Source organism: Thalassovita sp. ABM4_323, from assembly GCF_056158665.1.
Genome location: NZ_JBSWTS010000007.1, coordinates 1654549 through 1667616, shown reverse-complemented (window position 1 = coordinate 1667616; position 13068 = coordinate 1654549). Strand labels below are relative to the sequence as shown.

Sequence of the window (13068 nt, the reverse complement as noted above, 5' to 3'; positions counted from 1 at the left end):
GAGAGTACGTTGACCCATTCTCTTTATGACGAAGTAGACAATAAACTACCAACTGCGAGAGATGTGCTATCTGAAATCCAAGCTATTATCTTAGAAGGAGGGCGAACCAGTACCAATGCCGCGAGAAAATTCTATTCGACGAGACAACTTCCCGAGCTACTGAACGGGTACTTTCTTCGAAGGCGCTTCAAAACACAGACACAAGCGGCCACGTTTTTGGAAATGAGCACGACCACTGTACAAAAAATAATTAACGGAAGTGATATTTCTGAGAATATGCTGTTTAGGCTAAGTGTAGCTTTCAAACGAGAAGTCTTGATCACCGACGTCGGAGAAAAAAGCGCCCTCGGTATTATGCGTTTTTCGCTAAGGTCGACCTCCGGAAGTAGTACCCAATCGAAAATTTCTACAATCACGCAAACGCTCTCAAGTTTAATTTCAGATATTAAAGCTTCCACTTCGTTGGGAGATACAAAATCAGCTATCAGTGAACTGGAATGTGCACAATTACTAGCCGTTCTCGAGACAGCGATTGCAAGCTTGCGTGCACCAATTGTAAACGTTGAAGAAACGGCCTCTGCAATTGGGTGGTTCAAACGCATTTTCCGGAAAAGCGCGGAAAAAGAGCTCGAGGGAAAAATACGTACTGGTTTAGAGAATGCGATCTCAGAAGGGCAAGACCTCGTTGGCGAGCTTGTGAAAAATGAGGGCATTAGCGATATCGGCAGCTTTTTCTCTTAGCCAAATTTCGCACCCCCCCTCCAATTCCATACAGGTCAGGAATCCCAGACTGCCCCTGCCCCATCCGAACGTATAGTCTGTCCTCATCAACACCTTTCGTTTCCAAGAGTTCAGACATGCGTTTTACCACCATCATTTTGGGCTGGGCCCTGGCCGTGACGGCGATCTCGGCGATTGCGGCGGGCTCGGACGGACAGAGCGGCCCGATGCCGGCCCCGGTGAATGATCCTGTTGCGACACAGGTCGGGTTGCTTCGCTAGCAGTGCAGTATTTGGAACCTCCCTGGACTGGGCGGGGCGTGGCCTCGCCCTTTTTTGGTGCGCGGGGGGCTGCGGGGCGGCCTCCGTGGCATCATGTCCACAAGAATCCTGTGCAGAAGAATTGATCTTTGGGCCTGTCTGATCTATTGCAGACCCGGAAATGCGTGCCCTGCCGCACCGATGCGGGCCGGGCCACCCTTAGGAAATGCAGCATTGCTGCTGTTCGTCACATCACGGCTACCCAAAAAACGAAAGGTAGAAACATGGCTGAAAAATCGACCGCCGATATATTGTATACCATTGTAGACGAAGCGCCCGAACTGGCGAGCGCCTCGTTCCTGCCGATCATTCGCAAGTTCGCTTCGGCCGCCGGTGTGACCGTTGGCACCAAGGATATTTCGCTGGCCGGTCGAATCATCGCGACCTTCCCCGAGAACCTGACCGACGCGCAGCGTCAGTCGGATGACCTGGCCGAACTGGGCCAGCTGGTGAAGACCCCCGACGCCAACGTGATCAAGCTGCCCAACATCTCGGCATCCGTGCCCCAGCTGGTCGCCGCCGTGACCGAGCTGCAGGCCAAAGGCTATGACATCCCGTCCTACCCCGAAGCGCCCGCCACCGACGAAGAAAAGGCCATCCGCGCCCGTTTCGACGCCATCAAAGGCTCGGCTGTGAACCCGGTTCTGCGCGAAGGCAACTCGGACCGTCGCGCCGCCAAGGCCGTGAAAAACTATGCCCAGTCGAACCCGCACCGCATGGGTGTCTGGGAATTGACCTCGAAGACCAAAGTGTCCTCGATGCCCGGCAACGATTTCTTTGCCAACGAAGTGTCGGCAACCCTGACCGCCGCCCAGGCCGGTGACGCGAAAATCGAATTCGTCGCCAAAGACGGGTCGGTGACCACGCTGAAAGACGCCTGGCCGCTGATCGAAGGCGAAGTCGTTGACGCGACCTTTATGTCCGTCAAAGCGCTGAGCGCCTTCCTGGTCGACGCCATCGAAGACACCAAGAAAGACGGCACCCTGTTCTCGTTGCACATGAAAGCAACGATGATGAAGGTTTCCGACCCGATCATCTTTGGCCACGCCGTCAAAGCCTGGCTGGCCCCTGTGTTCGAGAAATTCGCCGACGAACTGGCCGCGCTGGGTGTGAACCCGAACTCGGGCATGGGTGACGTTCTGGCCCGTGTGGCCGACAACGCCGAGATCATGGCCGCTATCGAAGAAGTCACCGCATCGCGTCCGCCGATGTACATGGTGAACTCGGACAAAGGCATCACCAACCTGCACGTGCCTTCGGACGTGATCATCGACGCCTCGATGCCCGCGCTGATCCGCGCCGGTGGTAAGGGCTGGGGCCCCGATGGCAACGAGGGCGACAGCAACTGCGTCATCCCCGACAACTGCTATGCCCCTGTCTATGACGAGTTGATCAACTTCTTCAAAGCCAATGGCGCGCTGAACCCGGCCACCGCCGGCACCGTGCAAAACCTGGGCCTGATGGCGCAGAAAGCCGAAGAATACGGCTCGCACCCCACCACGTTTGAAGCCCCCGCAGATGGGGCCATCCGCATCGTTCTGGCCAACGGCGAAACGCTGCACAGCCACGACGTGGAAACCGGCGACATCTGGCGTTCGTGCACCGTGAAAAAGGCTCCGATCGAAAACTGGATCCAGCTGGCCATCGACCGTCAGCGCATCACCGGCTTCCGCTCGATCTTCTGGCTGGACGCAAACCGTGGCCACGACGCGCAACTGATCGAATATGTCAAACCCGCGCTGGAAGCAGCCGGTGTTGCCGACAAGTTCGAGATCATGGCCCCCCGCGAAGCCACCCGCGCCTCGTTGGAAACCATCACCGCAGGCGACAACACCATCGCCATCACCGGCAACGTGCTGCGTGACTATCTGACCGACCTGTTCCCGATCCTGGAGCTGGGCACCTCGGCCAAGATGCTGTCGATCGTTGGTCTGATGCAGGGCGGTGGCCTGTTCGAAACCGGTGCTGGTGGCTCGGCCCCCAAGCACGTTGAACAGCTGGTCAACGAAAACCACCTGCGTTGGGACTCGATGGGTGAGTTCTGTGCACTGGGCGAGTCGCTGAACTTCCTGGCCGACGCCAAGGGCAACGCCAAAGCCGGTGTGCTGGGTCGCGCCGCCGAAGCAGCCACCCAAGGCATCCTGGACAACAACAACTCGCCTTCGCGCAAAGTCGGCGAGCCCGACAACCGCGCCAGCCACTACTGGTTCGCCCGCTACTGGGCCGAAGCACTGGCAGCCCAGGGTGACGACGCCGATCTGGCCGCTGAATTCGCCCCCATCGCCACGGCCCTGGCCGACGGCGAAGAGGCGATCCTGACCGAGCTGGCCGAGGTTCAGGGCCCCGCAGCTGAAATCGGCGGCTACTACCTGCCGTCGGTCGAGCTGAAAGCCAAAGTGATGCGCCCCAGCGCCACGCTGAACGCCATCATCGGCTAAGCGCTGCCTGACAAATCTTGAAACGCCCGCGCAATGTCGCGGGCGTTTTGCTTTCGGTGCTTGCCCTAAGTTCGCATTTCAGGCCCTATGGGGGGCATGGTGCGTTTGGTTCTTTTGCTCTTTCTGATGCTGTCTGCCTGCGGGCGACCGCTAACGCAGAACGAGCGCGCCTTTGCCGATACCCTGTTTGGACCGCAGATCGACGTGACCCGTGTGCGGTTCGTCGACGGGCATTTCGCGCAATCCTATACGTTCGAATTCAAAACCCGTCCGCGCGTGACATGTTCGGAACGTATTTTTCCGCCGCCCAAAACGGACAGCGGCACGTTCACCACCACGCCGGGCGCTATCGCCTTGTTCAACAAGGTGTTTTACCGCGACGACATGTTTCTGGAGGATTACGCCTATGCCTCTGAGGGGCGCGGCAACCTGTATGCGCTGATGCTGTTCGCGCATGAAATGACCCATGTCTGGCAATGGCAAAATCGCGACCGGACGGGCTATCATCCGCTGCGGGCGGCGCGGGAACACAAACCCGGCCATGATCCCTATCTGTTCAAGCTGGGCGCCCAGCCCGATTTCCTGTCATTTCCCTATGAACAACAGGCCTCGATCGTCGAGGAATACGTCTGCTGTCGCGCCCTGGCGCCCAAGGCCGCGCGCACGAAACGACTGCATGATATGCTGTCACAAGCGATGCCTGTCGCGCAGCTGTCGCGGATCGCGCCCGATCACGCCTTTGTTCCGTGGAAGGGCGTGCAGACCCGCGGGATCTGCGACTAGGTCAGCCCTGCCGCTGAATATCCTGTAAATAGGCCACAATGGCCGCCAAGGGGCGCGGCACCGGCGAGAATTCCTCGGGCGCCAGCTCGACCGGAACCGTGTCGCCCTCCAGCAGCGCGCCATATTCGGGCATGACCTGATCCCGCCCCTGCATCCGCGTATAGCCATCAATCTGCGACAGAACCTGTGCCATCGGGAACGTGCCGCCATTGCGCGCAGCGATCAGTGTCAGATCAGGCGGAGCAGTTGCCAGATCCCCCGCCGCAGGGCCATCCCCCTGCCCGCCTGCCCCGTGGCACCCGGCACAGTTCTCGGCAAACAAAGGCGCGCCCTCATAGGGTTCGGGCATCCAGTTCGGCGCCCACATGGCACAGGCGGTCAGCAGGGCCAGGCCCGAGATCGCGACAACAGGTTTACGCATAAGAAGCCCTTTCGGTTCAGCGTTGGATCGTCAGAAAATACGCGACCAAATCAGCGATCGCACGTCCCACCAGCATCGGCTGGCCGCTGTCGGTTTTCAAGGCGGTATCGTCGCCTTCGAAGAACTCGCCATAGACCGGCATTGCACTGCCGTGGCTGATCAGCGGATCGCGGCCATCGATCCGGCGCACCACCCGCAACATGGGAAATTCGCCGTCATTGCCCTGCGCCAGAACCGTCAGGTCCGCCGGCTGCACCACCAGCGCCGCCGCCATCGGCCCGTGGCCCGTTGCCTCTAGCCCATGACAGGTGGCGCAATGTTTCAAGTACAGCTCTTCACCGATTTCGGCATCCTGCGCCTGGGCGACCGAGCCAAGGCACAAGGTCAGGAAAAATCCGGCAAGTTTTTGCATCGTCTTTGTCTCCGTTCACGGCCCCACTGGCGACAGGCTGACATGTTTGCGCCATCGCGGCTTTGATCAAGGTCATGGTCCGCAACGCTGCGTTCCGTGGTGACATAGCTGCGCCGCTGCGCCATGCTGCCCCAAGCGAGATGGAGGAAGCGCATGACATTAACCACTGCTGACGCGCAGGACATCCTGGTCAAGGGCTTTGCCCCCTGGGTTCTGGCCTTGGATCTAACGGTCGAGGATATCAGCCCAGAAGGCGCGGTTTTGTCGATGCCTATCACCGATGATCTGGCGCGGCTGGGGGGCATTATCTCGGGTCAGGCGCTGGCGGCAATTGCCGACACGTCGATGGTGATCGCCTGCATGGGGCATTTCAACGAATTAAAGCCCGTCGCCACCACCAATCTGGACACGCAGTTCCTGCGCCCCGGCACCGGAGATCGCATCCGTTGCGACGCTCAGATCGTGCGGGCGGGCAAGGCCCTGATCTTTGCACAGGCCACGATGGTCGCACTGCCCAGCGACAAGGCCGTCGCCACTGCCACCGCCACGTTTTTCTGCCCCTAAGGAGCCCGCATGCCCCCGACAACCGCATACGCCCTGACCATGATGGCCGCCGGGATCGGCATTCCGCTGCTGGCCGCGCTGAACGCTGCTTTGGGTACCCGGATCGGCTCGCCCGTTGCGGCCGCTTCGGTCCTGTTTTTCGTGGCCTTCACGGGCAGCGTCATCATCCTGTTGCTGCACGGAACCGAGCCTCTGGCCAAGGCATGGGATGCACCCAAGCATTTGTTCCTGGGCGGCGCTTTCGTGCTTTTCTATGTGTTATCCGTCACCTTCGTGGCCCCGAAATTCGGAGTCGGAAACGCCGTGTTCTTCGTGCTGCTGGGGCAGTTGATCAGCGCTGCTGTGATCGACCATTTCGGCCTGTTCGGCGCGCGTGTGAACCCGCTCAGCCTGAACCGCGCCATTGGAATCGCGCTGATGTCGGCAGGGGTCTACATGGCGCAAAAGGCCTAGGCCGGGGTCAGAACGCCCTTTTCCATGCGCAGCACCCGGTCCATCCGCGCGGCCAGGTCCAAGTTATGGGTGGCGATTACGGCGCTCAGGCCTGTGCCGCGCACCAGCTCCATCAAGGCATCGAATACCTGATCCGAGGTCTCGGGGTCCAGATTGCCGGTGGGTTCATCCGCCAGCAACAGTTTGGGTTCATTCGCCAGCGCCCGGCACAGGGCGACGCGCTGTTGTTCACCACCTGACAGGGCAGCGGGGCGATGATCGGCCCGCGCCTCGACACCCACGCGGGTCAGCAATTCAGCCGCCCGCGCCTGCGCCTGCGCGCGACCGATACCATTGGCCAGCTGCGGCAGCACCACGTTTTCCAAGGCGGTGAATTCAGGCAGCAAATGGTGGAACTGATAGACAAACCCGACATCCTGGCGCCGCACCGCAGTTCGCTTGCGGTCCGAACGGCCCTGCATATCCACGCCGCAAATCCGCACCTCGCCCGCATCGGGCACATCCAGTAACCCGGCGATATGCAGCAGCGTGGATTTGCCCGCCCCCGAGGGTGCGACCAAAGCCACGGCCTCGCCCGGTTCTACAGTCAGATCAATGGCTTGCAGCACTTGCACCGCATTGGCCTGACCCTTGTTATAGGTCTTGGCGACACCCGAAAGATCCAGCACGGGATTACTCATAGCGCAGCGCCTCCACCGGGTTCATCCGAGCCGCACGACGGGCCGGAAAAATCGTCACAACAAAGCTGAGCGAGAGCGACAACGCCACGGCCGAGACCACATCCCCCAGCCGCAATTGCGCCGGCAAGTTGTAGATCCCGCGCACCGAGGGATCCCACACGCCGCCGCCCGCGACATAGTTCACAAAGCTGAAAATCGGGTCGATATAAATCGCAAACAGGCAGCCCAGAATGACGCCCATCACCGTCCCGATGACGCCCGTGAACGCTCCGCAAATGAAAAAAACGCGCAGCACCGCGCCCTCGGTCAGGCCCATGGTGCGCAGGATTCCGATGTCGCGACCCTTGTTTTTCACCAGCATGATCAGCCCCGAAACGATGTTCATCGACGCGATCAGCACCAGGATCGACAGGATCACGAACATCACGTTGTCCTCGATTTCAAGCGCGCGCAGGAACCCTCCGCTGGCATCCCGCCACGTCCAAATCTGCCCGCGATCCCCGCTGGCACGCAGCAAATCCAACGCCAGATTGTCCACGTTTTCGGGGTCGGCGACCATCACCTCCAGCTCGTCCGCGGTGCCCTCGCGATTGAAGAAACTCTGCGCAGCCTCGAAGGGCATATAGACCCGCGTCCGGTCGATGTCATAGCGCCCGGCCGTGAAGATATAGGTCACGTCATAGGCCACGACCCGCGGGCTGGTGCCAAAGGCGGTTTTCACCCCGTTGGGCGAGATCAGCTTGACCTTGTCCCCCACCGCAACGCCCAGTTCGCGCGCCACACCTGAACCGATGGCGATGCCCTCGGGGAATTGCTGGATCGAGCCAGACGCGGCCTCGGGGCGGGCCACACGCGGGATGGTCAGCAGGTCCTTATGCGCGATCCCAAACACCTCGACCCCCGCATTCCGGCCGCGCGCGCTGGCCATGACCTGACCTTTGACCAGAGGCGCCACACGGGTCACACCGGGCACCGCGCGCACATCTTCGGCCATCTGCGCGTAGTCGGGCAGAGTGCGATCAATCTGGCCGGTGCGAGGGTCAACTTTGCCGATGCTATAGACCGTCACATGCGCGTTGGCGCCCAGGATCGTGTCCACGAATTCCGTCCGAAAGCCCGAGCGCACCGCCAGCGTGGCAATCAGCGCGAACACGGCCAGGGTGATCCCGATCAGGCTGATCCAGGTCATCACGCTGACACCGCCCTCGGCCCGTCGGGCACGCAGATAGCGCCAGGCGATCATCCATTCGAAACGCGCGAAGGGGGCGGTGGTGCTCATGTCGGGTCCTTTGACTGGCTCACATCTAACTGGGCGAGCAGCGCGCGAAGGTCAAGCCGCCTGTTCGCGCCCTTTGCGCAACAGGCCGAAGGGCCAGCGCAGCACAGCGACCAACAGGGCGATGGCGATCAGCCCGGTCAGGAACCCCACGCCGCCAAAGGCAGCCCCAGCGAAATTGGTCGGAATGGCCGGTTGATAGGCCTGCCAGGTGCGCGCGGCGGTCTCGCTATCGCTGAAACGGGTTGCGTGATAGGCCCGCATGAACGGCCCCGCAGATTGCAACGCCGCCAGGTCGGCCGAAAGCTGCGCATGACGGGTGAACACATGTTCCATATCGGTGCGGCGGCGCTCGACAAACTCGGAGCCGGTCATCTGTTCCAGCGCCTGATCGCGCGTCAATCCGCTGGCCCGGGCCGAGGCGTCAAAATCCTGAACAACAACGCCAAGCGCATCCACCGCCCCGCCCAAACGCTGCGTATATTGTTGAGAAAACTCGGGAAATTGCGAGGCAGCACCCGCGCCAGCCAGCCCCCCGATCAATGTAAGTGCCCTGAGGATCATGCTCGGCCCCCTTGTTGTTTGGTCCAGTATAGCACCGGAATTAAACCGCCCCCAGCGGTGCGTGGACCGAGGGGGCGGAATTGGGTATTTTTACCAAGAAAAAGCAGAAGGGCGGCGCGGTTTACAGCCCGCGCACCATGTGACCGGCATAGATTTTCGCGACTTTTTCGACGGCCTGTTCGGGCGGCAGCTCCTCGGAGGTGCCGGTGCGGCGACAGGTCAGTTCGACCACACCGTTTTTCAGCCCGCGTGGGCCGACGGTGATGCGCCAGGGCAGGCCGATCAGGTCCATCGTGGCGAATTTGCCGCCCGCGCGTTCCTTACGGTCGTCATAGAGCGGTTCCAGACCCAAAGCGGTGAAGCTGCTGTACAACGCATCACAGGCGGCGTCTGCTTCGGCGTCGCCTTGTTTCAGGTTCACGATGCCCACGTGATAGGGGGTGACGCCCTCGGGCCAGATGATGCCGTTGTCGTCATGGCTGGCCTCGATGATGGCGCCGATCAGACGAGACACACCGATCCCGTGGCTGCCCATATGAACGGGTACGGGTTTGCCATCGGGGCCCTGAACGGTGGCGCCCATAGGCTCGGAATATTTGGTCCCGAAATAGAAGATCTGACCCACCTCGATCCCGCGTGCGGTTCGGCGGCGGTCCTCGGGGATTTCGTTGAACAGCGCCTCGTCATGGGTTTCGTCGGTGCGGGCGTATTTGGTGGTGAATTCTTCGAGGATCGACTGGCACTGGGCCTGGTCGTCATAGTCGATCTCGCGATCGCCAAAGGTCAGGTCGGTGACGGCGCTGTCATAGAAGACCTCGGATTTGCCGGTTTCGGCCAGCACCAGGAATTCATGGGTGTAATCCCCGCCGATCGGGCCCCCATCGGCGCGCATCGGGATTGCTTGCAGGCCCATGCGTTCATAGGTGCGCAGGTAGCTGACCAGATGACGGTTATAGGCGTGCAGCGCGTCCTCTTTGGTGAGGTCGAAGTTATAGCCATCCTTCATCAGGAATTCGCGGCCGCGCATCACGCCGAAACGGGGGCGGATCTCGTCGCGGAATTTCCATTGGATGTGATACAGCGTCATCGGCAGGTCTTTGTAGCTGCCCACATGGCTGCGGAAAATGTCGGTGATCATTTCCTCGTTGGTGGGTCCGTACAGCATATCGCGGCCATGACGGTCGGTGATCCGCAGCATTTCCTCGCCGTAATCATCATAGCGGCCGGATTCACGCCACAGATCCGCGCCTTGCAGAGTGGGCATCAGCATCGGAATATGGCCCGCGCGGACCTGTTCCTCGTGTACGATGTTTTCCAGCTTGCGCAGTACCTTAAAGCCCATGGGCAGCCAGGAATAGATCCCGGCGGACTGTTGCTTGATCATACCCGCGCGCAGCATCAGGCGGTGGCTGACGATCTGCGCCTCGGACGGGTTCTCTTTCAGGACAGGCAGGAAATGGCGCGACAAACGCATGAAGTGGCCCCTTTGGGATATGGCGGTTTTTTAGGGGTTTAGTGAAGGATCATCGCTTAGACAAGTCACTCGCGCCCGGAACCACCCGGAACAAAAGGGGCGAGGCACCAAGGCCTCGCCCTTCCCAAAAGGGAGCGCGGCCAGATGGGGACGGGCCGCCATTCCTCCCGCCGGACGCTGCCAGCATTGGCGGGGCACTCACGGAACAGCACTGGTATTCCTGTTGCGAAGCGGCGAGGACAGTGCGGTTTTCCGCAATTGTATGTTATCCTTTGGTTCCGGTCGCCACGGCGGGGGGGTCGGTCACATAAAGCTGGTTGAAGAATGACACCTTGGCCACGGCCTGTGCTGTGGTTTCCACCCCCAGCTCGTCGCGCGCACGGCGCAGGTATTTTTCGACCGTGCTCAGCGACAGCCCGGTCAGAACACAGACATCCTGAAGCGTTTTTCCATCCGCAACCCATTCCAATATCTCGCGCTGGCGCCCGGTCAGGCACATGCCGGGAATGTCCAGCGGCAGCTGAGACAGATGGCAATGCCCCATATTGGCAATGGCGTTGATACGAGGCGCATACCGCGCCCAATGGGCATCCAGTTCGGATTGCGACACCCCCTCGAAGGCGCCCAAGCCCATGGCGCCTTTGGAACGGGGCACCCCCACCGGAAAGCTGATCGTATACCCGGCGCGGGTTCGCGCGGCGCCCAGTTCATCCATCGCCTTGCATTCAGATTCGCTTAGCCGTCCGGCGGCGCGTTCGCGTGTGGTCCAATCCCAGGGGCAGGCACCGACGTTTTCACGCACCCAACGAAAATCCGCCGAGCGCACGTATAGACCAGATTTGTGGAACTCTTTCACCCGGTCCAACGAATGGGTGGACAGAAAAAACGCATCTTCGGGCGGGCCGATAGTGATGCCGACACGATACCGCGTGTAGCCATAATTCACCCGTTCAAACCCAAAGTCTGCCAGCGCCCGAACGATTCGCGCCCACACGGCCTGAACCGTGTCAGCTGTCGCGATCTCGTTGATCGCGGCAATCGTGTCGCTCTCGGTCAAATGAGGCAAATGGCCGGACATACTCCCCCCGTGAATTACTTTACTAAATGGTCAGGATATGTCCGAACCGGCCATTTGTCGATGAAAAGAAGCCAGTTTAGGCTTGCACAAACTGTTGAGAATCCCGACATAATGTCCACGCAAAAACAGGAGCGCGCATGGCACTGCCCGTCCGGGATCAGGTAAAGTACTGGGGGATCGCCGCGGCGGTCTTTATGGTTGTTCTGTGGTATCTGGGTGATGTGATCCTGCCCTTTGTTCTGGGGGGCGCGGTCGCCTATTTCCTGGACCCTGTCGCTGACCGGCTGGAAAAAATGGGGGCGTCACGCGCCGCGGCCACCGCCATCATCACCGTCGTCGCTGTTGTCGTCTTTGTGCTGCTGGTCCTGCTGGTTGTGCCCTCGTTGATCGAGCAGTCTCTGGCGCTGTTCAACGTCATTCCCAACGTGTTCGAAGATCTGCGCGCCTTTTTGACCACGCGGTTCCCATCGCTGCTGGATAGTTCTTCGACCCTGCACCAATCGCTTAAAACCGTCGGTGAAACCATTCAGGACAAGGGCGGAGAGCTGCTGCAAGCGATCTTCAGCTCGGCCATGTCGATTATCAACGTGGTCATGCTGCTGGTGATCGTGCCCGTGGTGGCCTTCTATCTGCTGTACGATTGGGACAACATGGTCGCCAAGATCGACGGGATGCTGCCGCGCGATCATGCGCCTGTGATCCGCCGTTTGGCCTCGGAGATCGACGTCACCCTGGCCAGTTTCATCCGCGGCATGGGCACCGTCTGTCTGATACTGGGCACATATTACGCGGTCACGCTGATGCTGGTGGGGCTGCAATTCGGGCTGGTCGTGGGGTTCGTCGCGGGCGCGCTGACCTTTATTCCCTATGTGGGAGCTTTTGTGGGCGGAGCGCTGGCCATCGGGCTAGGCCTGTTCCAGTTCTGGGGCGAGTGGGTCTCGCTTGGGCTGGTCGCGGGCATTTTCGTGCTGGGCCAGGTGATCGAGGGCAACGTGCTGACCCCCAAACTGGTGGGCAGCTCGGTCGGGCTGCACCCGGTATGGCTGATCTTTGCGCTGTCGGTCTTTGGCACGCTGTTCGGCTTTGTCGGGATGCTGGTGGCCGTGCCGGTCGCCGCAGCCCTGGGGGTTATCGCCCGCTTCCTGATCGGCAATTATAAGGACAGCCGCCTGTACAAGGGCCTGGAACAACAGGCTGACGAGGCGCAAGAGTAATGACCCAACAGCTGAGCTTTGATTTGCCCGTGCGTCCGGCACTGGGGCGCGAGGCGTTTTTCGTCTCGCCTGCCAATGCGATGGCCGTGGTGATGATCGAAAACTGGGATCAATGGGCGGGCCGCAAACTGGCTTTGATCGGCCCTGCCGGGGCGGGCAAAACCCATCTGGCGCATGTCTGGGCGGCGGCCAGTGGGGCGCAGATTATTCCCGCCCGTGATCTGGTCAGTGCTGACATCCCCGCCCTGGCGCATACCCCCGTCGCGGTCGAGGACGTGCCCGCCATCGCTGGGGATCGCGCGGCCGAAGAAGCTTTGTTTCACCTTCACAACCTGGTTCTGGCCGAGGGGCGGCATCTGCTGGTCACGGCCGACAAGCCCGTGCTGACCTGGGGACTGACCTTGCCGGATCTGCTGTCGCGGATGCAGGGCACGCAATCGGTGACGCTGGAACAGCCCGACGATCAGCTTCTGACCGCCGTGGTGGCCAAGATGTTCGCCGATCGCCAACTGATGCCCTCGCCGGAAACCATCGCTTATATGGTGTCGCATATGGATCGCAGCTTTGATGTGGCCGGCGATCTGGTGGCCCGCATCGACCGCGCCGCGCTGGAGCAAAAACGCCCCGTCAATCGCGGCCTCGCCATTGAGGTGATGAAGGCGGCAGACTGA

Annotated in this window: 15 protein-coding genes; 8 read left to right on the top strand and 7 right to left on the bottom strand. The window is 60.6% G+C overall.

Features of this window, described 5'->3' with window-relative positions; translation table 11 throughout:
* The first annotated feature begins 9 nt into the window (after positions 1–9).
* The 4 genes from ACXADQ_RS10705 (at position 10) to ACXADQ_RS10690 (ending at position 4261) form a co-directional block, all read left to right on the top strand.
* On the top strand, positions 10–741 hold the full coding sequence (locus tag ACXADQ_RS10705) for a hypothetical protein (RefSeq protein ID WP_475320086.1): 732 nt from the start codon (positions 10–12) through the stop codon (positions 739–741).
* A 116-nt stretch (positions 742–857) separates the two neighbouring features.
* Entirely contained in the window at positions 858–1001 is a 144-nt protein-coding gene (locus ACXADQ_RS10700) for a hypothetical protein (protein ID WP_475320083.1), read from the top strand.
* Between the two features lie 263 nt (positions 1002–1264).
* A complete protein-coding gene (locus ACXADQ_RS10695) occupies positions 1265–3478 on the top strand; it encodes an NADP-dependent isocitrate dehydrogenase (RefSeq protein ID WP_475320080.1) in 2214 nt (737 codons plus the stop codon).
* Between the two features lie 96 nt (positions 3479–3574).
* Complete coding sequence (locus ACXADQ_RS10690) at positions 3575–4261, top strand: hypothetical protein (RefSeq protein WP_475320076.1); 687 nt, start codon at positions 3575–3577, stop codon at positions 4259–4261.
* A gap of 1 nt (position 4262) precedes the next feature.
* Here ACXADQ_RS10690 and ACXADQ_RS10685 read toward each other — a convergent pair whose 3' ends face one another.
* Together ACXADQ_RS10685 and ACXADQ_RS10680 are read right to left on the bottom strand one after the other, a co-directional pair.
* A complete protein-coding gene (locus ACXADQ_RS10685) occupies positions 4263–4682 on the bottom strand; it encodes a c-type cytochrome (protein ID WP_475320073.1) in 420 nt (139 codons plus the stop codon).
* A 16-nt stretch (positions 4683–4698) separates the two neighbouring features.
* Entirely contained in the window at positions 4699–5094 is a 396-nt protein-coding gene (locus ACXADQ_RS10680; RefSeq protein WP_475320070.1) for a c-type cytochrome, read from the bottom strand.
* A gap of 153 nt (positions 5095–5247) precedes the next feature.
* Here ACXADQ_RS10680 and ACXADQ_RS10675 point away from each other — a divergent pair, with 153 nt between their 5' ends.
* Both ACXADQ_RS10675 and ACXADQ_RS10670 read left to right on the top strand, forming a co-directional pair.
* Positions 5248–5658 (top strand): PaaI family thioesterase, encoded by a 411-nt coding sequence (locus ACXADQ_RS10675; protein WP_475320066.1) that lies wholly within the window; start codon positions 5248–5250, stop codon positions 5656–5658.
* Between the two features lie 9 nt (positions 5659–5667).
* Positions 5668–6111 carry a DMT family transporter gene (locus ACXADQ_RS10670; protein WP_475320064.1) on the top strand — a complete coding sequence of 148 codons (444 nt, stop codon included), beginning with the start codon at positions 5668–5670 and terminating at the stop codon, positions 6109–6111.
* On the opposite strand, the gene ACXADQ_RS10665 is transcribed toward ACXADQ_RS10670, so the two are convergent.
* The 5 genes from ACXADQ_RS10665 to ACXADQ_RS10645 form a co-directional block, all read right to left on the bottom strand.
* On the bottom strand, positions 6108–6791 hold the full coding sequence (locus ACXADQ_RS10665; protein WP_475320060.1) for an ABC transporter ATP-binding protein: 684 nt from the start codon (positions 6789–6791) through the stop codon (positions 6108–6110). The two genes, ACXADQ_RS10670 and ACXADQ_RS10665, sit on opposite strands and share 4 nt — an antisense overlap.
* Positions 6784–8070, bottom strand: a complete 1287-nt coding sequence (locus tag ACXADQ_RS10660; protein WP_475320057.1) for a lipoprotein-releasing ABC transporter permease subunit — start codon at positions 8068–8070, stop codon at positions 6784–6786. Before ACXADQ_RS10660 ends, ACXADQ_RS10665 begins: the two co-directional genes overlap by 8 nt.
* Positions 8071–8121: 51 nt before the next feature.
* Positions 8122–8631: a DUF2937 family protein gene (locus ACXADQ_RS10655; protein WP_475320055.1), complete on the bottom strand. Its 510-nt coding sequence runs from the start codon at positions 8629–8631 to the stop codon at positions 8122–8124.
* A 121-nt stretch (positions 8632–8752) separates the two neighbouring features.
* Entirely contained in the window at positions 8753–10105 is a 1353-nt protein-coding gene (proS, locus tag ACXADQ_RS10650; protein WP_475320053.1) for a proline--tRNA ligase, read from the bottom strand.
* Between the two features lie 265 nt (positions 10106–10370).
* Positions 10371–11183, bottom strand: coding sequence for a helix-turn-helix transcriptional regulator (locus tag ACXADQ_RS10645; protein WP_475320050.1), 813 nt, complete (start codon positions 11181–11183; stop codon positions 10371–10373).
* A gap of 137 nt (positions 11184–11320) precedes the next feature.
* On the opposite strand from ACXADQ_RS10645, the gene ACXADQ_RS10640 reads away from it, so the two are divergent.
* Together ACXADQ_RS10640 and ACXADQ_RS10635 are read left to right on the top strand one after the other, a co-directional pair.
* Positions 11321–12397 carry an AI-2E family transporter gene (locus ACXADQ_RS10640; protein WP_475320048.1) on the top strand — a complete coding sequence of 359 codons (1077 nt, stop codon included), beginning with the start codon at positions 11321–11323 and terminating at the stop codon, positions 12395–12397.
* Entirely contained in the window at positions 12397–13068 is a 672-nt protein-coding gene (locus ACXADQ_RS10635; protein ID WP_475320045.1) for a P-loop NTPase family protein, read from the top strand. Before ACXADQ_RS10640 ends, ACXADQ_RS10635 begins: the two co-directional genes overlap by 1 nt.

Coding starts and splice junctions, on each gene's coding strand:
- ACXADQ_RS10660 (WP_475320057.1), bottom strand. CDS start 8,070: ATGAGCACCACCGCCCCCTTCGCGCGTTTCGAATGGATGATCGCCTGG.
- ACXADQ_RS10640 (WP_475320048.1), top strand. CDS start 11,321: ATGGCACTGCCCGTCCGGGATCAGGTAAAGTACTGGGGGATCGCCGCG.
- ACXADQ_RS10665 (WP_475320060.1), bottom strand. CDS start 6,791: ATGAGTAATCCCGTGCTGGATCTTTCGGGTGTCGCCAAGACCTATAAC.
- ACXADQ_RS10645 (WP_475320050.1), bottom strand. CDS start 11,183: ATGTCCGGCCATTTGCCTCATTTGACCGAGAGCGACACGATTGCCGCG.
- ACXADQ_RS10635 (WP_475320045.1), top strand. CDS start 12,397: ATGACCCAACAGCTGAGCTTTGATTTGCCCGTGCGTCCGGCACTGGGG.
- ACXADQ_RS10655 (WP_475320055.1), bottom strand. CDS start 8,631: ATGATCCTCAGGGCACTTACATTGATCGGGGGGCTGGCTGGCGCGGGT.
- ACXADQ_RS10670 (WP_475320064.1), top strand. CDS start 5,668: ATGCCCCCGACAACCGCATACGCCCTGACCATGATGGCCGCCGGGATC.
- ACXADQ_RS10700 (WP_475320083.1), top strand. CDS start 858: ATGCGTTTTACCACCATCATTTTGGGCTGGGCCCTGGCCGTGACGGCG.
- proS (WP_475320053.1), bottom strand. CDS start 10,105: ATGCGTTTGTCGCGCCATTTCCTGCCTGTCCTGAAAGAGAACCCGTCC.
- ACXADQ_RS10680 (WP_475320070.1), bottom strand. CDS start 5,094: ATGCAAAAACTTGCCGGATTTTTCCTGACCTTGTGCCTTGGCTCGGTC.
- ACXADQ_RS10675 (WP_475320066.1), top strand. CDS start 5,248: ATGACATTAACCACTGCTGACGCGCAGGACATCCTGGTCAAGGGCTTT.
- ACXADQ_RS10695 (WP_475320080.1), top strand. CDS start 1,265: ATGGCTGAAAAATCGACCGCCGATATATTGTATACCATTGTAGACGAA.
- ACXADQ_RS10690 (WP_475320076.1), top strand. CDS start 3,575: ATGGTGCGTTTGGTTCTTTTGCTCTTTCTGATGCTGTCTGCCTGCGGG.
- ACXADQ_RS10685 (WP_475320073.1), bottom strand. CDS start 4,682: ATGCGTAAACCTGTTGTCGCGATCTCGGGCCTGGCCCTGCTGACCGCC.